Consider the following 24,526-nt stretch of genomic DNA (forward strand, 5'->3'; position numbering starts at 1 on the left):
GATGCGCACGACCGCATCTGCCGCCTTCGCCGCGACGCTGGCCGCGTCCGCCCTCGCCACCATCCCCGTACCCCCGCCCACTTCGGCGCCCCTGCCCCCGTACCGCACCGCCGCCGACGCCCACCCCGTCGGCGACGGCTCGACGCTGCCCGGCCCGGGCACGTACACCGACGGCATCGCCATGGGCGAGACCCGCACCTACCGCGTGCGCCTGGACGCGACCTCCAACGTCTTCCTCTCCGCCGTTCTCGCCCCGGCTCCCGGCACGCCCGTCGACGTCGTCGACGGCATCGCCCTCACCCTGCGCACCCCGGACGGCCTCGCCTGCGGGCCGCGCAACGACATCCGCTTCTACGGGGACAGCGCGCGGCCCATCGCCGACTACGTCAGCCGGCGCCTCGAAGCGGGGCGCGCCTGCCAGGCGGCGGGGGAGTACGAACTCCTCGTCGAGACCGTCGGCCGCGACCAGGCCAAGGACGGCGCCGACCGCGCCGATCCCACCGACCGCACCAGTGCCGGGCCCCGTCACGTCCTCGAACTCGGCTACGTCACCGAAAGTCCGTCCCGCGACGCCCCGCCCCCGCCCGCCACCTGGTCCACGGATCCGCCGGACGGGGCGCTCGTTACGGGGAAGGGGCAGGACGTACGGGGCGGCACCGGGTTCAACGACGCGGCGCCGCTCGCGGCGGGCGGGACGTGGCGGGACGAGGTACGGCCGGGGGAGAGCCGGTTCTACCGGGTGCCGGTGGGGTGGGGGCAGCAACTGTTCGCGCGGGCGCGGTTCGGGAACGCGGCGGCGCCGTACGGAGCTTCCGCGTTGCCCGACGGGCTGCGGCTCGCCGTCTACAACCCGGCTCGCGGCGCCGTCGACGAACGCCGGGCCCTCTACACCGGCGCCCCCGCCACCCTCCTCCTGGCCACCGCCCCGGCCGCGTACGCCAACCGCACCGCCAGCACGACGGAGGCCGTCGCCGCGATGCGCTTCGCAGGCGCTTATTACCTTCAGGTCACCCTGGACCGCCGCGCCCCGGGCCCGGTCCCCGTGGCCCTGGACCTCGCCCTCACACCGTCGTCCCGCGCGTCGACTGCGGCTGGGGACTGGGCTGGGGCGTGGGCGGGGGCGGGGACCGGGGGCGGCGCCGCCCCTGAACCCGCCCCCGATCCCACCCTGCGTGCCATCGGCATCGCCGGTGTCACGACGGGGACGGTGCTCGTCGCCGGGCTCGGCGCCTGGCCGGTGGTGGTACGGGTGCCACGCCGCCGCCCGCGAGGGCGGCACGCTCGCCAGAGCAGGTGATCGGCCTTGCCCGCCTTGATCTCCAGGGTCTCCCGCCACGAGGACCCCGACGCCGAGACGGTCTGCGCGGCCCGGCGCCGGCGGGCGTTGTGGCTGCTCGCCGTCGCCGTGGAGGACTGGGGCGGCGAGTGGGGCATCACGGAGGCGCAGCCACCGCCCGGGGGACGAAGTCCTGGGTGGGACTGCCCTGGTGAGTGCGGGTCTTGGGCCCTACGGGTGGGCGTTGCTGGTGTGCTTCTGGTGTGGCCGCCCTCACTCCGAGTGTGGCCCCCGGAGTCCCCGCGTCAAGGGCGCCTCCGGCGTCGCTTCGCGATGGGCTTCGCCCACCCTTGACCCGGTGCCACCGGGGTCCTTTTCACACTCGGAGGGCGGTCGGGGGGCCCGGCCACGCGGAACGGTCCGGGCAGCCGTCCCCGCCGTAGGCGGATGGCGGCCCGGTGGTGGGTGGGCCCGGGTATCGCTCCCGAGCGGAGTAAGCCTGCCTGCCGGTGGGTGGGGGCTTGGTTCGTGGCCGAGGCCGATGGGACTGTGTCCGGCGGTTGAGGGTGCGCCGAAGAGAAACGGGGCGGCCGGGCCCGGCTCAGCGACTGCTGGCGGTCTTATGGTCGGGATGCATGCCCAGCTGGTTACGGCCGGTGGGTGGTGTAATCCCGCTCGCGCGAGCCCTTGGGCCGCCATCGACGGCCGTAGACCGCCACTGGAATCACATGAGTTCACACGCGCCCCATTTCGGCTGCGGATTGCGGATTTTGCATCGCACGGACCCGGGGGCGCGGGCGGGGGATTCTCGGCGCATCGGCCCTGGTAGAACAGTGGCCGATGGGTATCCAGGAGCGCGAACGCAAGGTGTACCGGCCGCTGCGACGGGCCGGTCTGGAGGTGATCCCGAACGCCGTGCCGGACGGCACGATGCCGTTCGTCTTCGGATACGGCTCAGAGGACATCATCGGCGGCTTCTCCCACCCGTACCGCACCCCACGGCTTGTCGAGCGGCTCAACGCGGACTGGTACGACCTCGCGGTCTCCACCGGCCTTCTCGACCACCGGCGCGAGTTCCTCGTCCAGCTTCCACAAGGCGTGTTCACGCACAACGGCTTCCTGCGGGACATGCACTGGGGCCGTCGTGCCACACCGACGGCCTGGACCCGGGTCCGGCTCCTCGAACGCTGGGACATCATGGGCCGGGGCGCGGCATCGGCGTTCCTCGGCATCCGTGCGGGCCATCCGGGCTTCGGCATGATGGCGCTCGACAGTGGTGTCCACATCAGCTGCTCGACGGGCGAGATCGGCGTCGACGTCATCGCGGTCCGTCACCCTGACCGTTCGGAGAAGGTCCTGCGGTACCTGGAATGGTTCGCGTCCTGGAGGGACAGTCCCTACGACCGGCGCGAGGATCAGAAGCGGGTCGCCGCCTGGCTCGCAGGCCGCGCGTTGCGTGGTGCCGGCCGTTCAGACCAACGGCATTGCTAGCGCCAGGGATCCAGGGCGAGCTTGCCGTGGGTCCCGCCCGCTTCGAGCTGCTGCAGCACTGCCGGTCCATCCGCCAGGGGGTGGATCTGCGGGGTGCCGGGTGGGTAGACGCCGGCGGCGATGAGGGTGTCGATCTCGGTGAGCAGCGACTGGTAGAGGGAGGGCGCTGCGGTCGCCAGCGCGCCGATGTGCAGGCCCTTCACCTGGACCTGGTGGGTGAAGACCAGGTCGTGGGTGGTCAGGGTGGCGTCGCCGGACGCCGCGCCGAACACGACGACGCGGCCGGTGAAGGGCTTGGCGACCGACAGGCTGGTCTTGAACGTGGCCCGGCCCACCGATTCCAGGACCAGGTCCACCCCGCCGGTGCGGCGGGTGATCTCCTCGGCCAGATCGGGGCGTCGGCCGTCCAGGACGTCATCGGCGCCGAGCGCCCTGACGGTGTCGTGCTTCGCCGGTGACGCCGTGGCCACCACCCGGGCACCGTAGTGGCGGGCGAGGCGGACCGCGGCCTGCCCCACGCCTCCGGCCGCCGCGTGAATGAGCACCGTCTCACCCGTCTCGACCTCGCCCAACGGCTTCAGCGCCGCCAGGGCGGTGGCCCAGTTCAGCACCAGGCCGAGGGCTTCGGCGTCGCTCCAGCCGGGCGGTACGGGGAGGGCACCCGCGGCCGGCATCGTCATGTACTGCGCGAAGGCTCCGGGGCCCGCTCCGACGACATGGGTGCCGAGCGGCAGCGGTCTTTCGATCCCCGGGCCGACCCCCACGATCTCGCCTGCGGCCTCGAAGCCCGCCACATAGGGTGGTTGCGGGCCTCCGCCGTACGTTCCGTGGGACTGCATGACGTCGGCGAAGTTCACCCCGGCGGCACCGACGCGGATCAGATACTCGCCGGGCCCGGGGGTGGGCAGGTGAAGGTCCGTCGTCAGGGACAGATCCTTCGGTCCCCGGTGCGACCGCTGGACCAGTGCTCGTACCGTCTGCTCGTTGGTCTCCATGCGGCGAACGTAGGAGTCTCACACTTGCGTCAAGGTCAAGCGCCCGTCAGGGACCGGTGCGACGGGCCTCTCGAAGGTAGGCGTCGAGCGCTGTCTGCTGATCACTGAGAACGGCGATGCGAGCGGCAAGCCGGTCGCGATGGCTCTGCACCTCGTGCAGGAACTCCGGGCACACGCCTCCGGTGCCGTGGAGGAGGACTTCCCGGATCAGCCGTACGGGGAGGCCGGACTCCAGCAGCGAGCGGATGACCAGCACCTGGTCGATCGTGGACTGGCAGTAGTCGCGGAACCCGTTGCTGAAACGGCCGGGGACGATCAGGCCCTCATCTTCGTAGTGCCGTAACGATCGCGCGCTCACGCCACTGACTCTGGAAGCTTCGCCGATCTTCATACCCGGAGACAACGCCCAGGAGCGCCGCGGCCTTCCTCAGCTCAGCTGCTCGGCCAGCGCCAGGATGATTCCGCTCGGCCCCCGGAGGTAGCAGAGCAGGTAGCTGTCCTCGAAGCGCGCCACCTCGCCGACGAGTTCGGCGCCGTGCGGGCGGAGGCGGGCGAGGGTGGCCTCGATGTCGTCGACGGCGAACATGACGCGGTGCAGGCCCAGCGTGTTCGGCGGGGCGAGCTCGGGCTCGGGGGTGATCGCCGCCGGGGAGTGGTACGTCGCCAGTTCGAGGCGGCCCGGTGCGCCCGGGATCCGCATCATGGCGATCTCGCTGCGCATGCCGTCGAGCCCGACGACGCTCGCCGCCCAGGCTCCTTCGATCGGCGTTCTGCCTTCCAGCTCCATGCCGAGTGCGGTGAAGAAGGCGACGGCGGCGTCGAGGTCGTCGACGACGATGCCGACGTTGTCCATGCGCTGGATCGTCATGCCTCCCGAGGGTAGAGGGCGGGGCCGGTGTCGTCGGGCATCGGATCGGGTGTGTTCCGGGCGCTTGCGCTTGCCGCTGCGTCAACTCCTACGGTCGTTCCTGTGGCCGGACGGACCGGCCCGGCGAGAAGAGGTGCGGGCATGGCCTGGTCGATCGCGGATGTGGCCCGGATGTCCGGGGTGACGTCCCGGACCCTGCGTCACTACGACGAGATCGGCTTGCTCCCTCCCGCGTACATCGGCGGCAACGGGCACCGCTACTACGAGCAGGACGGCCTGCTCCGGTTGCAGCGGATCCTGCTGATGCGGGAACTGGGCCTGGGACTGCGGGAGATCGCGGCGGTCCTGGAACGCCAGGTCGGCCAGGTGGCCGCGCTGCGCGAACACCGACGCAGGCTGCTGACCGAGCGCGACCGCCTCGACGTGCTCGCCCGCACGGTCACCCGCACCATCGCCGAACTGGAGAAGAACGAGGAGACACCCGACATGGCAGAGATCAGCAGGCCGGAGAACCTGTTCACCGGCTTCGACACGACCCGGTACGAGCCGCCGGCCCACACGAGGTGGTCCGACCAGGCGCAGCAGTCCGAGCGGTTCGCCGCCTCGCTCTCCGCCGAGGAGACCGAGCGGCTGCAGCGTGAGGCGACCGCGGCCATGGTCCGTATGGCCGAGCTCATGGAGGCCTGCACGCCGGTGACCGACCCCGCCGTGCAGGCCGAGGTCGACGCCCAGTACCAGGCCGTCTGCCGCATGTGGACCCCGGACGCGGCCGCGTTCAAGGCCCTGGGGCAGACCTACGTCGACGACGTGCAGTGGCGCGCCGCCTACGACCACATCGCCGCCGGGCTGGCCGCGTACCAGCGCGACGCCATGACCACCTACGCCGACGCCCGGCTGAGCTGACCGCTCGCCCGTCACCGGTTGCTGAGGGCTGCAGACCTCAGCACTCCATCGCCCTCCTGATCGTCCATCCGGTCCGCGGTCGACGTCGTCGGTCAGGCGCGGCCGGTCCTACCATCGGGCCCCTGAGCGAAGCACCGACGCATTGGACCGTGCACCACTTCTCGCGGGCCAACCCGGCTGGCCCCGGCTGCGACAGCGTCCCGGCTCTCCTGCGGCGGCTGGCGGATTCCATCGAGGAGCTGGGCCCCGCCGAGATCCAGGACGTGGTGATCACGTCGGAGATGACCGAGCACGGTCCCTGGCGGTCTGGAACCGTCTACTTCCACCTGCCCGAGGACTGATTCCGCCCTCGGTGACGAGCCCTTCGCCCGCCACGAAGGCCCGGCGACCCGCCGTGCGGCACCAGAGGCAGCGTCATGCCGGGTGCCGGCGGGGTGATGGCGGCCCAAGGGCTCGCGCGGGGCGGGGTTTGCACGCGGCCCCTCCCCCTCCCCCCCACCACTGCGCTCAGTCCTCCAGCGCCCGCCTGATCGTTCCGATCACCCGTTCCGGGTGCCGGAACACGTCGGTGGCCGTGAAGCGGAGCACTCGGCGGACCTCCTGGCAGTCCGTGAGGGCGTTGAAGCGGGCGATGTCGCGTTCGTGGGCCCGGCGGGTGCCGTGGAAGGCGTAGCCCTCGATCTCGACGGCCAGGCCCGCCTCGCGGAAGAGGAAATCCGGGTGCAGCGTGCGGCCCGAGCGCGTGCGCAGGGGCGGCTGGGACTCGGGGTGGAGCCCCGCGTCGTGCATGTGGAGGCGGGCGATCGTCTCGGCGGGGGAGCCGGCGGCGGGATCGGTCAGGCGGAGCCAGGCGCGGGCTCGGACCGTGCCCGGCCGACGCGGGATGAGTTCGTCCGCCAACTGCTCCTGGCGGACGAGTGGTTCGCGGCGCACGCCCTGGACGGTGCGGCGGGCGAGCGCGGAGTCCGCCGCGACCACCGCCTCCTCGCGGGAGGCGGCGGCGCGTATCAGGTCGGCGACCGTCCGCGGCGGGGTCGTCACCCGAAGCCCGGCCCGGACCGAGTTGTCGGCCTCCGTGAGGAACGGCGTCGAGTGGACGCGGATCCCGGATCGGGTGCTGATCCCGGCAGGCCCCGGCCGGTGGGTGGTGAACTCCAGCACCTCCGGTATCTCCGAGGAGTTCAGCCTCTCGATGCGGTGCAGCGCCGCCGCCGTCACGTGGCTGCACACGAGGTCGGGGCGGAGCAGTTGGATGATCCGTGCTCGCTCTCTCCAGTCCACCTCCTTCCCCGGGGCGGCCCATGCCCCCCGCCAGATCGGTTGCCATCCCTCGCGCCGCAGTCGCCCCCGCAGCCGTCCGCGCGACCACCCCGCCTCGTACGCGCGTACGGTCAGCAGCACCCCGCCCCTGGCGAGTCGCATCAACTCGTACATGTGCCCAACGATCCACGGAAGAGGGACACTTCGCACCCCCTGTGGAAAACTCCGCGAAAGGCATCGTCAGGGAAATGCAAAAGGGCTGGTAAGTGGTGAGATCGGACGCCCCGGAACGGGCATGCTGAAGCGTGAGCGAGCTCGCACGAGCTCCCCGGCGCTTCCGAAACGGGCACCCGATGACCACCCCCGCCGCTCCCGCTCCCGCTCCCGCCCCCGTCCTCACCCCCGGCGTCCAGCTGGTCGGCGACCTCGTCGCCCGCGTTCCCGGGTTCCGCGACGCCTACGACGCGCATGTCTTCCGGCAGGGCTGCGTCCAGCCCCATGTCTTCTTCTGGGACGTCGTGCAGGGCACGGTGCGCGCGTTCCTCGGCGACGAGGGCAGTGCCGTCGACTGGCGGTGCACCCTCGACTTCCTGGAGGAGCAGAGCCGGCGCGGCGAGGCCGGGGTCGACGACGTGATCGTGACGTCCTTCCTCGGGGATCTGCCGCACGCGCACGAGCCGGGGTACGGGATCGTGGGCGAGCTGGGCCCGGTCATGGCCGCGCGATTCCTCCGCCTCCGGCCCGGCGGCTGATAATCGGGCGCATGTCCCGCGCCCCCTCCCCGACCGCCGCCGCCCTCCTCGGCTACGCCGCCACCCGCCTCCTCGGGCTCGCCGCGCTCGCCATCGCCGCGGCCGCCACCGGCAAGGACGGGATGCACCGGCTCATGGGCCGCTGGGACGCGGTCTGGTACACGCGGATCGCCGAGCACGGGTACGGCTACCAGGTCACCCTCCCCAACGGCGCCGTCCACGCCGACCTCGCCTTCTTCCCCCTCTTCCCCGCCCTGGAACGGGCCCTGTCCACCGTCCTCCCCGTCGACGCCGCCACCGCCGGACTCCTCGTCTCCTGGGCGGCCTCGCTCGCCGCCGCCTGGGGCATCTACGCGGTCGGCGCCCACGTCGCGGGCCCGCGCACCGGAGTCGTGCTCGCCGTTCTGTGGGGGGCGTACCCGACGGCGTTCGTGCAGTCGATGGCGTACACGGAGACGCTGTTCACCGCGCTCGCCGCCTGGTCGGTCCTCGCCGTCCTCCGCGACCGCTGGATCCTCGCCGGGGCCCTGGCGGTGCTCGCCGGGCTCACCCGGCCGACGGCCGCCGCGCTGATCGCCGCCATCGGGATCACGGCGATCGTCACCGTCGTACGGGAGCGGAAGCTGCGCGCGCGGGTCGCGGCGGGGACGCTGCTCGCGCCGCTCGGCTGGCTCGGATACGTCGTGTACGTGGGGGTACGGCAGGACAGCGCGACCGCGTACTTCGAGGTGCAGTCGGCCTGGGGCAACTCCATCGACGGCGGGCTCGCGCTCGCCCGCTTCATCGCCGGCCTGCCGTGGCCCGCCGCCCTCGGGCTCTGTCTCGCCCTCGGACTGCTCGGCTGGCTGCTCTTCCTGTGTGTGCGGCAGCGGCAGCCGCTCCCGCTGCTCGTCTACACGATCGCCGTCGTCGTCATCTCGCTCGTCGGCGCCGCGTACTTCGGCTCCCGGCCGCGTCTGATGATGCCCGCCTTCGGGCTCCTCCTGCCGCCCGCGGCGGCCCTGGCCCGGCTTCGGACCCGCAACGCCGTGCCCGTCCTCGGCGCGCTCGCGCTCGCCTCCGCCGTGTACGGGGCGTTCACGCTCCTCGGCGCCGGTCCACCGTGACCGTCACGCCCGGCTCCAGGCCCCAGCCCGCCATGGTGCCGCCCTCGGCCTCCAGGACATGCTGGCCGCGCAGCCTCGGCATCCCGAGCCGGCCCGGCCGCATGGTGACGACGTCGAGGACGGTGAACGAGCGGTCGAGGTAGGCGATGTCGAGGGTGAAGCGCATGCCGAAGGTGTGGATGCTGTTGGTGGGAGTGATGAGCAGGGCGCCGTCGATGCCGTCGCGGCCGAGGAGGCCCCGCCGCCGCGCCTTATAGGTAGCGGCGATCTCTACCGGCACCCGTCCGCCGTTCGGCGTCTCCAGCCACCCGACCCCGTCCCGCCAAGTCCTCCCCATGGGCCCGACCCTAGTCCTAAGGTCGGCCCGTGGACGCCCTGTCGATCGCCTTCGTCGTGGCCGCCGCCCTGTGGGGCGCCGCGGCCGGGCTGCTCGTCCCCCGCGCCGCGTACCGGCTCTCCGTCGCCGCCGACGAGCCCTGGCGGGCGGCCTGTCCGGCCGGGCACGCCTTCGTGGGGCCCGCGCGCGGTTGGCTGGGCGGCCCCGGGCGGGCCGCCTGCGCGACCACGCCCGCTCCGCTCGCCGCTCCGCTGCTCACCGCGCTCGCGTGCGCCGCGCTCGCCGCGGCCACCGGCACGCCCCGCCCCGAACTCCTCGTCTGGCTGCTCGTCGCGCCCTTCGGCGTGCTCCTCGCCGTCGTCGACGCGCGCGTGCACCGGCTTCCGGACCCGCTGACGCTGCCGCTCGCCGCCGCGCTGCCGCTGCTCCTCGCGCTCGCCGCGCTCCTGCCGTACGCGGCGGGCTCGTGGCTCCACGCGCTCCTCGGCTCGCTCGCGCTCGGCGGCGGCTACCTCGGGCTCTTCCTCCTCCACCCCGACGGGATGGGCTTCGGCGACGTGAAACTGGCCGTCCCGATCGGCGCGGCGCTCGGCTGGTACGGGTGGGGCGTGCTGTTCGCGGGGGCGTTCGCCGGGTTCCTGCTCGGGGCGCTGTACGGGCTCGGCCTGGTGCTCGGCCGGCGCGCCGGGCGCGGCTCGGCGATCCCCTTCGGGCCGTTCATGATCGTGGGCGCGCTCCTCGGGCTGCTGCTCGGCGCGTTCACCGCCCTGCCCTGAACGGCCCGCCCTAGCATCACGCCATATGCGGACAATCGATACGGAATCGACCCCATATGAGACCCCTCATGCGCCCCCGGCGGAGGCGGAGGCAGCAGCAGGACCCCGAACCCGACAGCGGCCCCCGCGCCCCTGGCTCCCCTGGGCCTGGGCCGCCGCCCTCTGCCTGCTCTACGCGACCGTCGCCGTGCGCCGCCACCAGCTCATGCGCACCACCGGCTACGACCTCGGCATCTTCGAACAGGCCGTACGCGCCTACGCCGAGTTCCGGGCGCCCGTCGTCCCGCTGCGCGGCGAGGGCTTCAACCTCCTCGGCGACCACTTCCACCCCCTCCTCGCCGCCCTCGCCCCGCTCTACCGCCTCTTCCCCTCCCCGCTCACCCTCCTCGTCGCCCAGTCCGCACTGCTCGCGCTCGCCGTCGTGCCACTAGCCCGCTGGGCGGTGCGCGTGGTCGGGCCGCGCGGCGCGCACGTGGTCGCCGCCGGGTACGGGCTGAGCTGGGGCGTCGCGTCCGCCGCCGCGTTCGACTTCCACGAGGTCGCCCTCGCCGTACCCCTGCTCTCCTTCTCCCTCGAAGCGCTCGGCCGGCGCCGCTGGCGGGCGGCCGTCGCCTGGGCCGCGCCGCTCGTGCTCATCAAGGAGGACCTGGGGCTGACCCTGGCCGCCGTCGGTGTCTACATCGCCGTCAAAGGCCCGCGCCGGCTCGGGATCGCCACCGTGGCGGCCGGTCTCCTTGCCTCACTGATCGAGATCAAGTTCCTGCTGCCCGCGTTCAACCCCGGCGGTGACTACGCGCACGGCGGCAACCTCGCCGACGGCCACGGCTCACTGCTCTCCACCCTCGCCCACGCCCCGCTCGACGCCCTGCGCCCCGACATCAAGGCGATGACCCTGATCCTGGTCTTCGCCCCGTCCGCGCTGCTCGCCCTGCGTTCACCGCTCGCGCTGATCGCCGTACCGACCCTCGCCTGGCGGATGGCGTCCGAGAACGCCTTCCACTGGGGCACCGCCTTCCACTACAGCGCGGTCCTCATGCCGGTCGTCTTCGCCGGGCTTCTCGACGTCCTCGGCCGCGAGACGAGCCGGCGCACCGTCCGCGCCTCGCTCGTCACCGTCCTCGCCGTGACCGTGGTGATGCTCCCGTCCTTCCCGCTGGCCCAGCTCGCCCAGCGGGCCACCTGGCGGACCACGTCACACGTCGAGGCCGCCCGCTCCCTGCTCGCGCGGATCCCGGACGGCGCCACGGTCGCGGCGTCCAATCGGCTCGTTCCGCAGCTCACCTCGCGCTGCGAGGTCGTGATCTTCCCGACCTTCCCCGTCGACGCCCGGCTCGACCACCGGGACACCGGCCCGCTCCCGGCCCCGACGGCCGAGTGGATCGTCTACGACGACGTACCACCGGAGGCATGGCCGCAGCGGAGCGGCCCCTGGCCGTACCCCCTGCAACAGCAGCGCGAAGAGCTCGCCGCCGCCGAGCGCACCCACGGCTACGAGGTGGTCGCCCGCCGTGACGGGATCACTCTCCTGCACCGTCGGGGAACCCCCTGACCTGCACCGCCGCGTCAACCGGGCGACTTCTTGACCGGGTCCCCCGTGGGAAGTACGGATTACGCCGCCACGCCGGGGCATAAACCCGCCACACACCCCTGGAGCCCTTGTGCCACTTGGCCTCCGAAGAATTCCCCGTGCTTCGGTCGGCGCAGTCGGCACACAGCACGACTAATGAAGGGTTATGGTGGAAACCCCCCCTCGGGCCGGTCCGTATCCCCCCCCACGGACCGGCCCGTTTTTCTTTTCCGCCGACAGGCTCGGCTTCCGCCGACAGGCTCGGTTTCCGCCGACGGCTTGCCTACGGGCTCAGCCCCGCCCGGCCCAGATGTTGGTGCCCTCGGTGTCGACGGCGAAGGTGTCGATCTCCTTCAGCTCCTCCTCCGTGAGCGGAGCCCCGTGCAGCGCCGCCACGTTCTCCTCCAGCTGCCCGACGCTGGACGCGCCGATCAGCGCCGAGGTCATCCGCGGGTCGCGCAGCACCCAGTTGAGCGCCAGCTGTGCAAGCGACTGCCCGCGCCGCTCCGCGATGTCCGCGAGGCCGCGCAGCCGCCGCAGCACCTCGTCCGACAGCAGGTTCGGGTCGAGCGACTTGCCCTGGGTGGCCCGCGAGCCCTCCGGGACGCCCTTCAGGTACTTGTTGGTGAGCAGACCCTGGGCGAGCGGCACGAAGGAGATGCAGCCCATGCCGGCCGTCTCCAGGGTGTCCAGGAGGCCGTCCTCCTCCGTCCACCGGTTGATCATCGAGTACGAGGGCTGGTGGATCAGGGCCGGGACGCCCATCTCCTTCAGGAGCCGGGCCGCCTCGGCGGTCTGCTCGCTGGTGTACGAGGAGACACCGACGTACAGCGCCTTGCCCTGCTGCACCGCGGACGCGAGCGCGCCCATGGTCTCCTCGAGCGGGGTGTCCGGATCGAAGCGGTGCGAGTAGAAGATGTCGACGTAGTCGAGGCCCATCCGCTTCAGGGAAGCGTCGAGCGACGACATCAGGTACTTGCGGGAGCCCCACTCGCCGTACGGCCCGGGGTGCATCTCGTAGCCCGCCTTGGTCGAGACGATCAGCTCGTCCCGGTACCGGGCGAAGTCCTGCGCGAAGATCTTGCCGAAGTTCAGCTCGGCCGAGCCGGGCGGCGGTCCGTAGTTGTTGGCCAGGTCGAAGTGGGTGACGCCCAGGTCGAAGGCGCGGCGCAGGATCGCGCGCTGCGAGTCGAGGGTGCGGTCGTCGCCGAAGTTGTGCCAGAGGCCGAGCGAGATCGCGGGGAGCTTGAGCCCGCTGCGGCCCGTACGCCGGTACTCCATGGAGTCGTAGCGGTCCGCGGAGGCGCGGTACAGAGGGGAATCAGTCACGTATCCCTGCTTATCACGGACTTGTGACAGTCCCGGGCTGGGAGCCGGTTACCCGTCCGCAGTAGTGTGGCGGCTTCGGGGGCCGACGCTCATGGAGGGGTAAAGAACAGTGAACCTGCGCGACCTGGTGTACGGGCTCTACGCACGCCGGGTGGAAGGCCGCCTCGATCACGCCCAGGTGCCCAAGCACATCGGCGTCATCCTCGACGGCAACCGGCGCTGGGCCAAGGCCTCCGGCGGCACCCCTGAGCAGGGTCACAAGGCCGGCGCGGACAAGATCCAGGAGCTGCTCGGCTGGTGCGCCGAGACCGACGTCGAGGTCGTCACGCTCTGGATGCTCTCCACCGACAACCTGAACCGCCCCGAGGAGCAGCTGGTCCCGCTGCTCGGGATCATCGAGGACGCGGTGCGGGCGCTGGCCGCCGACGGCCGCTGGCGGGTGCACCACGTGGGCACCATGGATCTGCTGCCCGCCCGCACCCAGACCGTGCTCAAGGAGGCCGAGCAGGCCACCCTCGGCAACACGGGGATACTCGTGAACGTCGCCGTGGGCTACGGCGGCCGGCAGGAGATCGCGGACGCGGTCCGCTCGCTGCTCCTGGACCACGCCGAGCGCGGCACCAGCTTCGAGGAGCTCGCCGAGGTCGTCGACATCGACCTGATCTCCGAGCACCTCTACACCCGCGGCCAGCCCGACCCCGACCTCGTGATCCGCACCAGCGGCGAGCAGCGGCTGTCCGGTTTCATGCTGTGGCAGAGCGCGCACTCGGAGTACTACTTCTGCGAGGTGCACTGGCCGGCCTTCCGCAAGGTCGACTTCCTGCGCGCGCTGCGCGACTACGCGGCGCGGCACCGGCGTTTCGGCAACTGACACTTCCGTACCCGGACACCCCCTGCGGACGACGCGCCCCCTCGGCCCCGCGCGTCACCCCCTGTTCACGAACACGCCGTCATATGCCATGGCATGACGGCGTGTGTTCGAGGGCATATCCCCCTGTGAAGTGAGCGGCACGGAGACCGCCACCCGGGAGGCCCTTTGCACCAGGACGACCGTGCGGGACACGCACGGGAGAAGCGGAGGGCCGGCGCTCGGCCCGCGCATCGTGGCCTGAGCCCGGTCCCATTCCGCCGCGACACCGGCTTCCCCGGCGGCGTTCGAGCCGCCGCGGGCCCGTCGCAACCCCGACCTCTCAGGGGTCCTCGAAGGGGGTCTGTCCTTCCGTGGTGACCAGCACTAAGCGCCGCTTGTCCGACAGGCGCACCTATGTCCTCGACACCAGCGTCCTGCTGGCCGACCCCAACGCGATGTCCCGGTTCGAGGAGCACGAGGTCGTGCTCCCGATCGTCGTCGTGACCGAGCTGGAGGCCAAGCGCCACCACCCCGAGCTCGGCTACTTCGCACGGCAGGCGCTGCGCCTGCTCGACGACTTCCGGGTGCGTTACGGCCGGCTGGACTCCCCGCTCCCCATCGGGGACCTGGGCGGCACGCTGCGGGTCGAGCTCAACCACTCGGACCCCGGTGTCCTGCCCGCCGGTTACCGGCTGGGGGACAACGACTCGCGGATCCTCGCGGTCGCGCGCAACCTGCAGGCCGAGGGGTACGACGTCACGGTCGTCTCCAAGGACCTGCCGCTGCGGATCAAGGCGTCCTCGGTCGGTCTCCTGGCCGAGGAGTACCGGGCGGAACTCGCGATCACGGACTCCGGCTGGACCGGAATGTCCGAAGTCGCCCTGTCCGCCGACCAGGTCGACCTGATCTACGAGCAGGAGACGCTGTACGTGCCGGAGGCGGCCGAGCTGCCCGTGCACACCGGTCTCGTGCTGCAGTCCGAGCGCGGCAAGGCGCTCGGCCGGGTCACGGCCGACGGTTCGGTACGGCTGGTGCGCGGCGACCGGGAGGTCTTCGGCATCCGGGGGCGCAGCGCCGAGCAGCGGATCGCGCTCGACCTGCTCCTCGACCCGGACGTCGGCATCGTGTCCATGGGCGGCCGGGCCGGCACCGGCAAGTCCGCGCTCGCGCTCTGCGCGGGTCTCGAAGCGGTCCTGGAGCGCCGCCAGCACCAGAAGGTGATGGTCTTCCGTCCGCTGTACGCGGTGGGCGGGCAGGAGCTCGGCTATCTGCCGGGCACCGAGGCCGAGAAGATGAGCCCGTGGGCGCAGGCGGTCTTCGACACCCTCTCGTCGGTGGCGGGCCGTGAGGTCATCGAGGAGGTGCTGAGCCGCGGCATGCTGGAGGTGCTGCCGCTCACCCACATCCGGGGCCGCTCGCTGCACGACGCGTTCGTCATCGTCGACGAGGCCCAGTCCCTGGAGCGGAACGTCCTGTTGACCGTTCTGTCCAGGATCGGGGCGAATTCCCGAGTCGTCCTCACCCATGACGTCGCCCAGCGCGACAACCTGAGGGTCGGGCGGTACGACGGAGTCGTCGCCGTGGTCGAGAAACTGAAGGGGCATCCGCTCTTCGCTCATGTCACGCTGACCCGCTCCGAGCGCTCGCAGATCGCCGCGCTCGTGACCGAAATGCTGGAGGACGGCCAGATCTGATCGGTTTCGTCCCGTGTCCGCACGGGAGTTGGCGCCGCCCGGCAAAGCCCGAGAGCCTAGCCGGGCGGCGCCGTGCTGTCTGCCGTATCCGCCAAATCCCGTGCGTCCACCCAGGTGTGAGCTTTCACACGCAACGCGGAATTGCCTTGCGGTGTTGCCGTCCGGCAGAGTCTTGCTTCCGTCAGGCCCCGCATACGGCACACGTGCACCCCCAGCGGTGCAGCACCACACAACTCAACACTCGTTCGCCGTATGCCGCCCACAGCACCACGGGCCCGTGTCTTCTGTGACCCAGCAGTACGGAGACCAGCGTCAGGGGAACGATTTCGCCCGCTTGGTCACCTCTGCGGGTGATTGTGGAAGGAAACCGTGTGAGCCGGATCTCGGTCCGGGGATTCGCAGTGGCCTCGGCCACCGCGGTCACCACCGTCGGCGCCGTCGTCGGCGTTGCCTCGGGGAACGCTGCCCAGGCTTCGGACGACAACTTCGAGGCCACCGCGGCCGACACGACGCTGCTCGCTGACATCCCCGCGGGCTCGCAGGCCCAGGTACAGGTCACCTCGCTCTCCGAGCAGGCCGATGTCCAGGCCGCCGCCGCCGACTCCCTCGCGCGCAAGTCCGCCGAGGAAGCCGCCCGCATCCAGGCCGCCAAGGACGCCGAGGCCAAGAAGAAGGCCGCCGACAAGGCCGAGCAGGAGCGCAAGGAGAAGGAGGAGGCCGAGCGCGCCAGCCGGTCCGCCGTCCGCGACGCCACCAGCTTCGCCGCGCAGAGCTCGTACACCGTCGCCGAGGTCAAGGCGATGGCGCGCCAGATGATGCCGTCGGACCAGTTCCAGTGCTTCAGCAACATCGTGGACCACGAGTCCGGCTGGAACTACCGCGCCACCAACGCCTCCTCGGGTGCGTACGGCCTCGTCCAGGCCCTGCCCGGCTCGAAGATGTCCTCGGCCGGCGCCGACTGGCAGACCAACCCGGCCACCCAGATCAAGTGGGGCCTCAGCTACATGAACGGCCGCTACGGCAGCCCCTGCGGCGCCTGGTCCTTCTGGCAGGCCAACCGCTGGTACTAGGAGCTGCGCTCCACTCAACCCCGTGAAGCCCCTCGCCGTCCTTTCGGTGAGGGGCTTCACGCGTGCGTGGGTGTAGGTTCGTGGACCCGGAGGGGGAGAGGGAAGAGCATGTCGAGACTGCCAGGATGGCTGCACCGCGCCGGAGCGGGCCTCAGCCGCATGGGCGAACGCCTGGACGAACGCCGGGCGCAGGCCGAGCGCGACCCCCTGGGAGCGCCGGTCCTCACCGCTGCCCCGGACCCGGCCCAGGCCCCGGCGCCGGCCCCCGAGCCGATCCCGACCTCGGCCTCGGCCCCCGAGCCCGTGCCGGTCCGTGAGCCGGCCCCGGCCACCGACCCGGCCGCCGCATCCGCCTCCGTACCCGCCCCGCCGTCCTACGCGCCCGCCGTCGCCGCCCGCCCGGACCCCGTCGCCGCCATCCCCTGGGGCATGCGCGTGGCCGCCGAGGCCGGCTGGCGGCTCCTCGTCCTCGCCGGCACCGTCTGGGTCCTGATGAAGGTGATCAGCTCCGTCCAGCTGGTCGTCCTCGCCTTCGTCGCCGCCCTCCTCATCACCGCACTGCTCCAGCCCACCGTCGCCCTGCTGCGCCGCAAGGGCCTGCCCCGCGGCCTCGCCACCGCCGTGACCGCCGTGTCCGGCTTCGTGATCATGGGGCTGGTCGGCTGGTTCGTCGTCTGGCAGGTGATGGACAACATCGACAGCCTGTCCGACCGCGTCAAGGACGGCATCGAGGAACTCAAGCACGGGCTCCTCAACAGCCCCTTCCACGTCACCGAACAGCAGATCAACGACATCGCCAAGAACCTCAGCGACACCATCGGCACCAACGCCGAACAGATCACCTCCGCCGGACTCCAGGGCGTCACGGTGGTCGTCGAGGCGATGACCGGCATCCTGCTCGCCATGTTCTCCACCCTCTTCCTGCTCCACGACGGGAAGAAGGTCTGGGAGTGGGTCCTCAAACTGGTGCCCGCCCAGGCCCGGCCCGGAGTCGCCGGCGCCGGACCGCGCGCCTGGCGCACCCTCACGGCCTACGTCCGCGGCACCGTCCTCGTCGCCCTCATCGACGCCGTCTTCATCGGCCTCGGACTGTGGATCCTCGAAGTGCCGATGGCCGTGCCGCTCGCCGTCTTCATCTTCCTCTTCGCCTTCATCCCGCTCGTCGGCGCCGTCATCTCCGGCGCCCTCGCCTGCGTCGTCGCCCTCGTCACCAACGGCTTCTTCACCGCCCTGATGGTGCTCATCGTCGTCCTCGCCGTGCAGCAGATCGAAGGCCACGTGCTCCAGCCCTTCATCCTCGGCCGGGCCGTCCGCGTCCACCCCCTCGCCGTCGTCCTCGCGGTCGCCGCCGGCGGTCTCACCGCGGGCATCGGCGGCGCCGTCGTCGCCGTCCCCCTGGTCGCCGTCGCCAACACCGTCGTCGGCTACCTCCGCGCGTACACCGGCGAACAGGCCCTCAAGGCCGCGCCCGAGCCGCGCGGCGCCACCGCCTACGAGGTCGCGCCGAAGCCCGCGCCCGGCTCCCTCGACCGGCACACCACCACCGGGGGAGTCGCGTGATCTCCGAACCCGAACTCGTCGGCGGCCCGGCGTTCCCCGAACCCGGCGCGCCCGCGTATCCGCCGCCCCCGCCCCCGCCCGCTCAGACGGCGCCTCCGGCCCGGCCCCGCCGCCCCTGGCTGTGGGCGCTCGGCGGCGTGGTGGCCGCCTCGGCGGTGTGGGGCGGCGGACTCTTCGCGTACGACCGCCACACCGCGAGCGACGGCCCCGACCTGCGCGGCTACCGCGCGGTCGACCCGTGCAAGGCCGGCACCTTCCACGGCCTCACGTCCGTCCTCGGGCGCCGGGGGGAGACCACCAACCCCGACGCGCTCGACGAGCCGGGCCTCTACCGGGCCAACTGCACGGTGAACCTGACCGGCAAGAAGGTGCCCTACGACATCGAGGTCACCTACACCCTGCACCGGGTCACCGAGCCGCGCCCCGAGTTCGAGGCCCGGATGCACGATCCGTACGAGGGCGGCGGCGACCGGATCGACGGGATCGGCGACACCGCCTTCGTCACCGACGGAGGCGGCGACGGCGTCACGGTCCTGGACGTCCTGGACGGGCAGACGGAGCTACGGCTCCGGGTCAGCCCCGTGATCGAGTGGGACGGCATGGGAACGCAGCCGCCCCCGCCGCCGAAGCTCGACCCGGCGGCACTGCGCACCTATCTCGTCGAGGACGCGCAGGAGCTGATGACGGCGCTGAAGAAGAAGCAGGCATGAAGAAGGGCCCCGGGGTTCGTCCGAACCCCGGGGCCCTTCTCCGTACGTACCTGAGGTACGGCCCGGCCCTACTCGGCCAGGACCGCCTCGGCGTCAAGGGTCACGCCGACCGCCTGGATGACCGCGGCGATCTTCACGGCCTCCTGGATGGTCTCGCGGTCCACGCCGGCCTTGCGCAGCACCTGCTCGTGCGAGTCCAGGCACTGGCCGCAGCCGTTGATCGCGGACACGGCGAGCGACCACAGCTCGAAGTCGACCTTCTCGACGCCCGGGTTGCCGATGACGTTCATCCGCAGACCGGCGCGCATCGTCCCGTACTCCGGGTCCGACAGCAGGTGCCGGGTCCGGTAGAAGACGTTGTTCATCGCCATGATCGCGGCGGCGGACTTCGCGGCCTGGTACGCCTCGGGCTTCAGGTTCGCCTGGGCCTCCGGCTCCAGCTCCTTCAGCACCTTCGGCGACCGCGAGGCGATCGCGCAGGCGAGCACCGTGCCCCACAGCTGCTGCTGCGGCAGGGCGCTGTTCCCGATCACCGAACCGAGGTTCAGCTTCAGGTCCTTGGCGAAGTCCGGTACGGCGGCCTTCAGCTCATCGAGCGCCATGCTCACTCACCGGCCAGCAGCGCGACCGGGTCGAGGGTGTCCTCGCCCTTGTTCCAGTTGCAGGGGCACAGCTCGTCGGTCTGCAGGGCGTCGAGGACCCGCAGGACCTCCTTGGGGTTACGGCCGACGGAGCCGGCGGTCACCATGACGAACTGGATCTCGTTGTTCGGGTCGATCACGAACACGGCGCGCTGCGCGAAGCCGTCCTCGCCCTCGACACCGCAGTCGCGCATGAGCTCGTGCTTCGAGTCGGCGAGCATCGGGAAGGGCAGGTCACGCAGGTCGGCGTGGTCCTTGCGCCAGGCGTGGTGCACGAACTCGGAGTCACCGGAGACACCGAGGATCTGCGCGTCACGGTCGGCGAACTCGTCGTTCAGCTTGCCGAACGCGGCGATCTCGGTCGGGCAGACGAAGGTGAAGTCCTTCGGCCAGAAGAAGACCACGCGCCACTTGCCCTCGTAGGACTTGTTGTCGATCTGCGCGAACTCCTTGCCGCTCTCCAGCGACACGCAGGCGGTCAGGTCGTAGGCGGGGAACTTGTCACCGACAGTGAGCACGCGCTCTCCTTGCAGTCGGAAGGATCCCTTTTGGGGGCTTCCATGAGGGTTGGACGTCTCACATCCTGGCACGGGGTGCATTGATCAGTGAAATAGCTAGAGTGGGATGTGTTGATCGAAGGTGGTTATCAGTGATTCCAGCGCGGCGGGCGAAACAGCCCAGCCTTTCCCAGCTCAGAGCGTTCGCGGCGGTCGCCGAGCAGTTGCACTTCCGGGATGCGGCGGCGGCGATCGGGATGAGTCAGCCGGCGCTTTCGGGCGCGGTTGCGGCTCTCGAAGAGGCACTCGGTGTCCAGCTCCTTGAGCGTACGACGCGGAAGGTGCTGCTGTCGCCCGCCGGGGAGCGGCTCGCGGTGCGGGCGCGGGCGGTGCTCGACGCGGTGGGGGAGCTGATGGAGGAGGCGGAGGCGGCGCAGGCGCCGTTCACCGGGGTGCTGCGACTCGGGGTGATCCCGACGGTGGCGCCGTATCTGCTGCCGACGGTGCTGCGGCTCGTGCACAGCCGGTATCCGGAACTGGATCTGCAGGTGCACGAGGAGCAGACGTCCTCGCTGCTCGACGGTCTCGCCGCCGGGCGGCTCGACCTGCTGCTGCTCGCGGTCCCGCTCGGGGTGCCGGGCGTGACGGAACTGCCCTTGTTCGACGAGGACTTCGTGCTCGTGACGCCCGAGGGGCATCCGCTGGCAGGCCAGGCGGACATTCCGCGCGAGGCGCTGCGGGAGCTGAATCTGCTGCTCCTGGACGAGGGGCACTGTCTGCGGGACCAGGCCCTGGACATCTGCCGGGAGGCGGGGCGTACGGAGGGGGCGGCGGTGACGACGACCGCGGCGGGCCTCTCGACGCTGGTGCAGCTGGTGGCCGGCGGGCTCGGCGTGACACTGCTGCCGCGTACGGCGGTGAAGGTGGAGACGGCCCACAACGCGGCGCTGTTCACGGGCGCGTTCGCCGATCCGGCGCCGTCGCGGCGGATCGCGCTCGCGATGCGGGCGGGTGCGGCCCGCCAGTCCGAGTTCGTGGAGCTGGCGGGCTCGCTGCGGGAGGCGATGCGGAGCCTCCCGGTGCGGATCCTGCCCGAGGCCTAGGGCCTGTCCGGCGGATCAGGGCCGGACAGGCCCTGGCAGGGGCCGTTCCCGCTGTTCCGTCATTCCGTCATTCCGTCATTCCGTACGCAGTCCGTCCGCCCGCATCAGGCGCCACAGCAGGGGCAGGCTGAGCGCGGTCACCAGGAGGATCAGCGCGCCGCCGACGCCGGCGACCGGCAGGAACACCCACCAGTCCGCCACCTGCTTGCCGATCATCCGCAGGAGCACCACGCCGAGCGCGAGCCCGCCGCCGACCGCCAGGGCCAGGCCGAGAACGATCGGTACGGCCGTCTGCCACAGCACCGAGAGGCCGAGCGTGGAGCGGCGGGTGCCGAAGGCCACGAGCGAGGACAGCAGGCGCTTGCGCTCGCGCAGTTGTTCCAGGGTGGTGACCAGGAGCGACACCGAGACCAGCAGCATGGTGAGGGTCGCGCCGACCAGGATGCCGGTGCGCACACTGGCGTACTGGGCGTCGCGCTCCATGTCGAGCACGGTCTGGACCCGGGTGAGCGGGTCGAGCGCGGCGACCGTGTTCCGTACGTGTTCCTCGGCGTCCGGCACCGCCGGGTCGAGGCGGATCATGGCACCGGCCTCGGGCGTGTCGAGCCGGCCGGCGTCGATCGCCTTCGGGGTGGCCATCACCCCGAACCGCACGCGCCCCAGCGGGTCCAGGCGCGCGTCCACCGTGCGGGCGGAGGCCGGGATCCGCCACAGCGGCACCGCACCGCCCTGGTAGGTCTGCGGATCGCGCAGGGCGATCTCGGCGCCCGGCTTCGCGGTCCGGGCGACCCAGGCGTCGTCCGGCCCCTCCTTGCCGTGGGCGAGGGCGATGAACACGTCGCCGTCGGTGCAGGACGGCAGGCGGGCGAACTCCCTGAGGGAGGCGCAGTCGCCGACCGCGAGCGAGGTGATCGGGGCGAAGTCCTCGCCCTTTCGCAGCGGTCCGGGGCGCCACGCGTTCGAGTCGATCGTGCCGACGACGCCGGTGACGCCGGGGGTCCTCGACAGCGCCTCGATCGCCCGCCGGGCGTCGTCGGCGGAGTGCGCCTTGACCCGGGTCTCCAGCTGCGCGCGGGCGGAGTCCATGGTCGTGGGCCGCAGGAAGTCGTTCTGCATGGCCTGGAACAGCATCTGCAGGGCGATGGCGCCGGCCGCGGCGACCACGATGCCGCTGACGGTACGGGCGGCGGTGCCGCTGCTCAGCTGGAGCCGGCGGGTGGCGAGCTGCCAGGCCACCGGGCCGCCGCGCAGCCGTTTGACCAGGGCCTCCACCAGCCAGGGCAGCAGGGTGGTGAGACCGATGAGGGCGAGCGTGGCGCCGATCGCGATGCCCGGGGTGTCGATACGGGTCCCGGTGATCTCCACCCCGTCCACGCTCGGTACGAGCACGGCCGCGCCGGCGAGCAGGACGACGAGCCGCCACGCCAGGCGGCGCGGCCGGGGCGTGGCCGTGCGGACCACGCCGAGGGGCTCGATGGCCACGCCGCGCAGCGCGAACAGGCTGACGACCACGGCCGCGACGGGCACGGCGGCGACGATCACCGCGGCGAGCCACGGCACCGGGGACACGTCGGACGGGAAGGCGTTGACGTCCCAGATCCGCACCGTCCCCGCGAGCTGCCGGGCCACGGCGAAGAATCCGGCACCGGCGGCGAGGCCGAGCACCGCCCCGGCCAGCGACTCGCCGGCCGCGATCCGCCGGGTCATGGCCGTGTCGGCGCCGACGAGGCGCAGCGCGGCGAGCCGCCGGTCGCGCTCTTCGCCGCCGAAGCGGACGGCGGTCGCGATGAAGACGAGGACGGGCAGGAGCAGGACGACGCAGGCGATGACGACGAGCAGCAGCAGGAACGCGTTCATCGGTTCCTTGGGAACCGACCAGCCGTAGGTGCGGCCGCGGCCGTCGTAGTTGTCGAGCGTGAGGGTGTCCGTGCCGGCGAGGTAGCGCAGCTCGGCGGGCCCGATCAGTCCGGAGTCGCCGACGGTGCCGGTGATCCTGTAGGGCAGCCGCATCTTGAGGAGGGCGCCCTCGGGGGAGTCGAGCAGCTCGCGCAGCGCGGGGGAGACCAGCATCTCGCCGGGCGCGGGTATCCGCGCGGCGCCGGGCGGAAGGGCCGCCTTCGGGCCGTCGGGCTGGAACAGCATGCCGGTGACGGAGTCGCCGCGGTAGACCGTCTCGGTGCGGACGTAGAGAAAGGTGTCCGGGCCGGGCCTGGTGACCTCGTAGCTCGCGTCGGGCTGCCGCACCGACTCCCGCACCTCGCGCTGGAACAGCATGTTCGGCATCGACGCGGCGACCAGGAGCAGGGCGACGCCGAGGCCGATGCCGGTCGCGGTGAGGAGCGTGCGCAGCCGGCCGCCGCGCCCGCCGGTGACGGCGAAGCGCGCGCCGAGCGCGAGATCGCGCAGCCAGGCGCGGGGGCCGGTGGCGGTGCGGGGGCTGGTGGCGGTGGCGGTGCCGGTTCCGGTCGTACGGGCGGCCCCCCTCCCCGTACGAGGGGCGCCGCTCGTACCCGTACCGCCCAGGTCCGTACGCCCGCTCATGCCGCCCACTCCGAGTCCCGCACCGAGCCGTCGCGGACCACGATCTCGCGGTCGGAGTAGGCGGCGACCCGGGCCTCGTGGGTGACGAGGACGACGGCGGCGCCGGTGTCCCGGGAGGCGTCGGTGAGCAGGGACATGACCCGCTCGCCGTTGAGCGAGTCGAGGGCGCCGGTCGGCTCGTCGGCGAAGATCACCCGCGGGGCGGTGACGAGCGCGCGGGCCACCGCGACCCGCTGGCCCTGGCCCCCGGAGATCTCGCCGGGGCGCTTTCCGGCCACGTCCTCGACCTCCAGGCGGGTCAGCCAGTCGCGGGCCCGCTGCTCGGCGGCCCGGCGCCGCTCGCCGTTCAGGCGCAGCGGCAGGGCGACGTTCTCGACGCAGGTCAGTTCGGGCACGAGCTGCCCGAACTGGAAGACGAAGCCGAAGTCGGAGCGGCGCAGGGCGCTGCGCGCCGCGTCACTCATCGCGGTCAGCTCGCGCCCGTCGTAGTGGATGGTGCCGGCGTCCGGGCGGACGATGCCGGCGAGGCAGTGCAGGAGGGTCGACTTGCCGGAGCCGGAGGGGCCCATCACGGCGACGACCTCGCCGGCGCGCAGCGAGAAGTCGGCGCCGGCCAGGGCCGAGGTCGGCCCGTACGTCTTGGTGATCCCGCTCGCCGTCAGGAGGGCCGTCATCGGCGGATCTCCTCGGCGAGCCGGTCCAGACGTGCCGCGGTCAGCTCCAGCCAGCGCAGGTCCGCCTCCAGGTGGAACAGGGCGTGGTCGCAGATCAGCTGGTCGGCGAGGTCGCCGTCCTTCTTGCGCCGGGTGAGCTCGCGCATCAGCCGCAGGTGCTCGCCGCGCTGGGTGTCCAGGATCTCGGCGGCGCCGCGCCCGGTGAGCAGCGCGAGGACGACCTTGGTGTAGAGCGTGGACTGGAGGTACGGCTCGGGCTTCTCGGGGGTGGCGAGCCAGTGGGCGACATCGGTGATGCCGGCCTCGGTGATCGCGTACTTCTTGCGCTCGGGGCCGCCGCCGGCCTCGATGCCGTCGACCTCGACGAGGCCGTTCTTCAGGAGGCGGGACATGGTCGAGTAGACCTGCCCGTAGTGCAGCGGGCGGTCGTGGCCGAAGCGCTCGTCGAAGGCCCGCTTGAGGTCGTAGCCGTGGCGCGGGCCGGACTCCAGGAGTCCGAGAAGGGTGTGACCGATGGACATGGCTG

Annotated in this window: 25 protein-coding genes; 14 read left to right on the plus strand and 11 right to left on the minus strand. The window is 72.0% G+C overall.

The genetic code is table 11. From position 1 onward, the window contains the following. Window position 1 precedes the first annotated feature (1 nt). Together AB0C73_RS28825 and AB0C73_RS28830 are read left to right on the plus strand one after the other, a co-directional pair. Window positions 2-1,297, plus strand: a complete 1,296-nt coding sequence (locus tag AB0C73_RS28825; RefSeq protein ID WP_362535854.1) for a hypothetical protein — start codon at window positions 2-4, stop codon at window positions 1,295-1,297. 819 nt (window positions 1,298-2,116) lie between these two features. Further along, complete coding sequence (locus tag AB0C73_RS28830; RefSeq protein ID WP_362535856.1) at window positions 2,117-2,767, plus strand: hypothetical protein; 651 nt, start codon at window positions 2,117-2,119, stop codon at window positions 2,765-2,767. On the opposite strand, the gene AB0C73_RS28835 is transcribed toward AB0C73_RS28830, so the two are convergent. The 3 genes from AB0C73_RS28835 to AB0C73_RS28845 are packed head-to-tail and all read right to left on the minus strand — an operon-like array spanning window position 2,764 to window position 4,630. Further along, window positions 2,764-3,762, minus strand: coding sequence for a zinc-binding dehydrogenase (locus tag AB0C73_RS28835; RefSeq protein ID WP_362535858.1), 999 nt, complete (start codon window positions 3,760-3,762; stop codon window positions 2,764-2,766). The two genes, AB0C73_RS28830 and AB0C73_RS28835, sit on opposite strands and share 4 nt — an antisense overlap. A 46-nt stretch (window positions 3,763-3,808) precedes the next feature. Further along, the gene (locus AB0C73_RS28840; protein ID WP_362535859.1) at window positions 3,809-4,153 is read right to left on the minus strand and encodes a MerR family transcriptional regulator; all 345 of its coding nucleotides are present in this window, start codon (window positions 4,151-4,153) and stop codon (window positions 3,809-3,811) included. A gap of 36 nt (window positions 4,154-4,189) precedes the next feature. Then, window positions 4,190-4,630: a VOC family protein gene (locus tag AB0C73_RS28845; protein WP_362535861.1), complete on the minus strand. Its 441-nt coding sequence runs from the start codon at window positions 4,628-4,630 to the stop codon at window positions 4,190-4,192. A 141-nt stretch (window positions 4,631-4,771) separates the two neighbouring features. On the opposite strand from AB0C73_RS28845, the gene AB0C73_RS28850 reads away from it, so the two are divergent. Further along, window positions 4,772-5,533 carry a MerR family transcriptional regulator gene (locus AB0C73_RS28850; protein ID WP_362535863.1) on the plus strand — a complete coding sequence of 254 codons (762 nt, stop codon included), beginning with the start codon at window positions 4,772-4,774 and terminating at the stop codon, window positions 5,531-5,533. 149 nt (window positions 5,534-5,682) lie between these two features. Continuing rightward, window positions 5,683-5,874: a hypothetical protein gene (locus AB0C73_RS28855; RefSeq protein ID WP_362535865.1), complete on the plus strand. Its 192-nt coding sequence runs from the start codon at window positions 5,683-5,685 to the stop codon at window positions 5,872-5,874. 166 nt (window positions 5,875-6,040) lie between these two features. Here AB0C73_RS28855 and AB0C73_RS28860 read toward each other — a convergent pair whose 3' ends face one another. After that, window positions 6,041-6,967 carry a hypothetical protein gene (locus tag AB0C73_RS28860; RefSeq protein WP_362535867.1) on the minus strand — a complete coding sequence of 309 codons (927 nt, stop codon included), beginning with the start codon at window positions 6,965-6,967 and terminating at the stop codon, window positions 6,041-6,043. A 179-nt stretch (window positions 6,968-7,146) separates the two neighbouring features. Between AB0C73_RS28860 and AB0C73_RS28865 the strand changes: the two genes are divergently transcribed. Together AB0C73_RS28865 and AB0C73_RS28870 are read left to right on the plus strand one after the other, a co-directional pair. Next, entirely contained in the window at window positions 7,147-7,545 is a 399-nt protein-coding gene (locus AB0C73_RS28865) for a hypothetical protein (protein WP_362535868.1), read from the plus strand. A gap of 11 nt (window positions 7,546-7,556) precedes the next feature. Continuing rightward, window positions 7,557-8,651 (plus strand): glycosyltransferase family 39 protein, encoded by a 1,095-nt coding sequence (locus AB0C73_RS28870; RefSeq protein WP_362535870.1) that lies wholly within the window; start codon window positions 7,557-7,559, stop codon window positions 8,649-8,651. Here AB0C73_RS28870 and AB0C73_RS28875 read toward each other — a convergent pair. Next, the gene (locus tag AB0C73_RS28875) at window positions 8,623-8,988 is read right to left on the minus strand and encodes a DUF192 domain-containing protein (RefSeq protein WP_362535871.1); all 366 of its coding nucleotides are present in this window, start codon (window positions 8,986-8,988) and stop codon (window positions 8,623-8,625) included. The two genes, AB0C73_RS28870 and AB0C73_RS28875, sit on opposite strands and share 29 nt — an antisense overlap. 38 nt (window positions 8,989-9,026) lie before the next feature. On the opposite strand from AB0C73_RS28875, the gene AB0C73_RS28880 reads away from it, so the two are divergent. Then, entirely contained in the window at window positions 9,027-9,764 is a 738-nt protein-coding gene (locus AB0C73_RS28880; RefSeq protein ID WP_362535980.1) for a prepilin peptidase, read from the plus strand. Window positions 9,765-9,789: 25 nt separating this feature from the next. Continuing rightward, on the plus strand, window positions 9,790-11,313 hold the full coding sequence (locus AB0C73_RS28885; protein WP_362535873.1) for a DUF2079 domain-containing protein: 1,524 nt from the start codon (window positions 9,790-9,792) through the stop codon (window positions 11,311-11,313). Window positions 11,314-11,622: 309 nt separating this feature from the next. Here the strand turns inward: AB0C73_RS28885 and mgrA are convergent, their stop codons facing one another. After that, window positions 11,623-12,660 (minus strand): L-glyceraldehyde 3-phosphate reductase, encoded by a 1,038-nt coding sequence (gene mgrA, locus AB0C73_RS28890; protein ID WP_362535875.1) that lies wholly within the window; start codon window positions 12,658-12,660, stop codon window positions 11,623-11,625. Window positions 12,661-12,769: 109 nt separating this feature from the next. Between mgrA and AB0C73_RS28895 the strand changes: the two genes are divergently transcribed. The 5 genes from AB0C73_RS28895 to AB0C73_RS28915 all read left to right on the plus strand — a co-directional run bounded on the left by AB0C73_RS28895 (window position 12,770) and on the right by AB0C73_RS28915 (window position 18,544). After that, entirely contained in the window at window positions 12,770-13,531 is a 762-nt protein-coding gene (locus AB0C73_RS28895) for an isoprenyl transferase (RefSeq protein WP_362535877.1), read from the plus strand. Between the two features lie 350 nt (window positions 13,532-13,881). Beyond that, window positions 13,882-15,204 (plus strand): PhoH family protein, encoded by a 1,323-nt coding sequence (locus AB0C73_RS28900; RefSeq protein ID WP_362535879.1) that lies wholly within the window; start codon window positions 13,882-13,884, stop codon window positions 15,202-15,204. A 371-nt stretch (window positions 15,205-15,575) separates the two neighbouring features. Beyond that, a complete protein-coding gene (locus AB0C73_RS28905) occupies window positions 15,576-16,274 on the plus strand; it encodes a transglycosylase SLT domain-containing protein (protein WP_362535881.1) in 699 nt (232 codons plus the stop codon). Between the two features lie 108 nt (window positions 16,275-16,382). Next, entirely contained in the window at window positions 16,383-17,834 is a 1,452-nt protein-coding gene (locus AB0C73_RS28910; RefSeq protein ID WP_362535883.1) for an AI-2E family transporter, read from the plus strand. Beyond that, window positions 17,831-18,544, plus strand: a complete 714-nt coding sequence (locus AB0C73_RS28915) for a hypothetical protein (RefSeq protein WP_362535884.1) — start codon at window positions 17,831-17,833, stop codon at window positions 18,542-18,544. Before AB0C73_RS28910 ends, AB0C73_RS28915 begins: the two co-directional genes overlap by 4 nt. A gap of 68 nt (window positions 18,545-18,612) precedes the next feature. Here the strand turns inward: AB0C73_RS28915 and AB0C73_RS28920 are convergent, their stop codons facing one another. Together AB0C73_RS28920 and AB0C73_RS28925 are read right to left on the minus strand one after the other, a co-directional pair. Further along, entirely contained in the window at window positions 18,613-19,146 is a 534-nt protein-coding gene (locus AB0C73_RS28920; RefSeq protein WP_362535886.1) for an alkyl hydroperoxide reductase, read from the minus strand. A 2-nt stretch (window positions 19,147-19,148) separates the two neighbouring features. Continuing rightward, window positions 19,149-19,703, minus strand: a complete 555-nt coding sequence (locus AB0C73_RS28925; protein ID WP_362535888.1) for a peroxiredoxin — start codon at window positions 19,701-19,703, stop codon at window positions 19,149-19,151. 131 nt (window positions 19,704-19,834) lie between these two features. On the opposite strand from AB0C73_RS28925, the gene AB0C73_RS28930 reads away from it, so the two are divergent. Beyond that, on the plus strand, window positions 19,835-20,785 hold the full coding sequence (locus tag AB0C73_RS28930) for a hydrogen peroxide-inducible genes activator (RefSeq protein WP_362535890.1): 951 nt from the start codon (window positions 19,835-19,837) through the stop codon (window positions 20,783-20,785). Window positions 20,786-20,860: 75 nt separating this feature from the next. Here AB0C73_RS28930 and AB0C73_RS28935 read toward each other — a convergent pair whose 3' ends face one another. Genes AB0C73_RS28935 through AB0C73_RS28945 form a run of 3 tightly spaced genes read right to left on the minus strand, consistent with a single transcriptional unit; the run spans window position 20,861 to window position 24,521 of the window. After that, window positions 20,861-23,326: an FtsX-like permease family protein gene (locus AB0C73_RS28935; RefSeq protein ID WP_362535891.1), complete on the minus strand. Its 2,466-nt coding sequence runs from the start codon at window positions 23,324-23,326 to the stop codon at window positions 20,861-20,863. Next, window positions 23,323-24,000 (minus strand): ABC transporter ATP-binding protein, encoded by a 678-nt coding sequence (locus tag AB0C73_RS28940; RefSeq protein WP_362535893.1) that lies wholly within the window; start codon window positions 23,998-24,000, stop codon window positions 23,323-23,325. The genes AB0C73_RS28935 and AB0C73_RS28940 overlap by 4 nt, the downstream gene beginning before the upstream one ends. Beyond that, complete coding sequence (locus tag AB0C73_RS28945; protein ID WP_362535895.1) at window positions 23,997-24,521, minus strand: PadR family transcriptional regulator; 525 nt, start codon at window positions 24,519-24,521, stop codon at window positions 23,997-23,999. Before AB0C73_RS28945 ends, AB0C73_RS28940 begins: the two co-directional genes overlap by 4 nt. Window positions 24,522-24,526: the final 5 nt, after the last annotated feature.

It is taken from the genome of Streptomyces sp. NPDC048623 (assembly GCF_040650755.1).
Taxonomy (GTDB): domain Bacteria; phylum Actinomycetota; class Actinomycetes; order Streptomycetales; family Streptomycetaceae; genus Streptomyces.

Excerpts from the sequence above, each read along its gene's own strand:
- AB0C73_RS28845 (WP_362535861.1), bottom strand. The coding sequence starts at position 4,630 with ATGACGATCCAGCGCATGGACAACGTCGGCATCGTCGTCGACGACCTC.
- AB0C73_RS28920 (WP_362535886.1), bottom strand. The coding sequence starts at position 19,146 with ATGGCGCTCGATGAGCTGAAGGCCGCCGTACCGGACTTCGCCAAGGAC.
- AB0C73_RS28885 (WP_362535873.1), top strand. The coding sequence starts at position 9,790 with ATGCGGACAATCGATACGGAATCGACCCCATATGAGACCCCTCATGCG.
- AB0C73_RS28860 (WP_362535867.1), bottom strand. The coding sequence starts at position 6,967 with ATGTACGAGTTGATGCGACTCGCCAGGGGCGGGGTGCTGCTGACCGTA.
- AB0C73_RS28935 (WP_362535891.1), bottom strand. The coding sequence starts at position 23,326 with ATGAGCGGGCGTACGGACCTGGGCGGTACGGGTACGAGCGGCGCCCCT.
- AB0C73_RS28840 (WP_362535859.1), bottom strand. The coding sequence starts at position 4,153 with ATGAAGATCGGCGAAGCTTCCAGAGTCAGTGGCGTGAGCGCGCGATCG.
- AB0C73_RS28945 (WP_362535895.1), bottom strand. The coding sequence starts at position 24,521 with ATGTCCATCGGTCACACCCTTCTCGGACTCCTGGAGTCCGGCCCGCGC.
- AB0C73_RS28940 (WP_362535893.1), bottom strand. The coding sequence starts at position 24,000 with ATGACGGCCCTCCTGACGGCGAGCGGGATCACCAAGACGTACGGGCCG.
- AB0C73_RS28850 (WP_362535863.1), top strand. The coding sequence starts at position 4,772 with ATGGCCTGGTCGATCGCGGATGTGGCCCGGATGTCCGGGGTGACGTCC.
- AB0C73_RS28870 (WP_362535870.1), top strand. The coding sequence starts at position 7,557 with ATGTCCCGCGCCCCCTCCCCGACCGCCGCCGCCCTCCTCGGCTACGCC.
- AB0C73_RS28865 (WP_362535868.1), top strand. The coding sequence starts at position 7,147 with ATGACCACCCCCGCCGCTCCCGCTCCCGCTCCCGCCCCCGTCCTCACC.
- AB0C73_RS28910 (WP_362535883.1), top strand. The coding sequence starts at position 16,383 with ATGTCGAGACTGCCAGGATGGCTGCACCGCGCCGGAGCGGGCCTCAGC.
- AB0C73_RS28835 (WP_362535858.1), bottom strand. The coding sequence starts at position 3,762 with ATGGAGACCAACGAGCAGACGGTACGAGCACTGGTCCAGCGGTCGCAC.
- AB0C73_RS28875 (WP_362535871.1), bottom strand. The coding sequence starts at position 8,988 with ATGGGGAGGACTTGGCGGGACGGGGTCGGGTGGCTGGAGACGCCGAAC.
- AB0C73_RS28825 (WP_362535854.1), top strand. The coding sequence starts at position 2 with ATGCGCACGACCGCATCTGCCGCCTTCGCCGCGACGCTGGCCGCGTCC.
- AB0C73_RS28830 (WP_362535856.1), top strand. The coding sequence starts at position 2,117 with ATGGGTATCCAGGAGCGCGAACGCAAGGTGTACCGGCCGCTGCGACGG.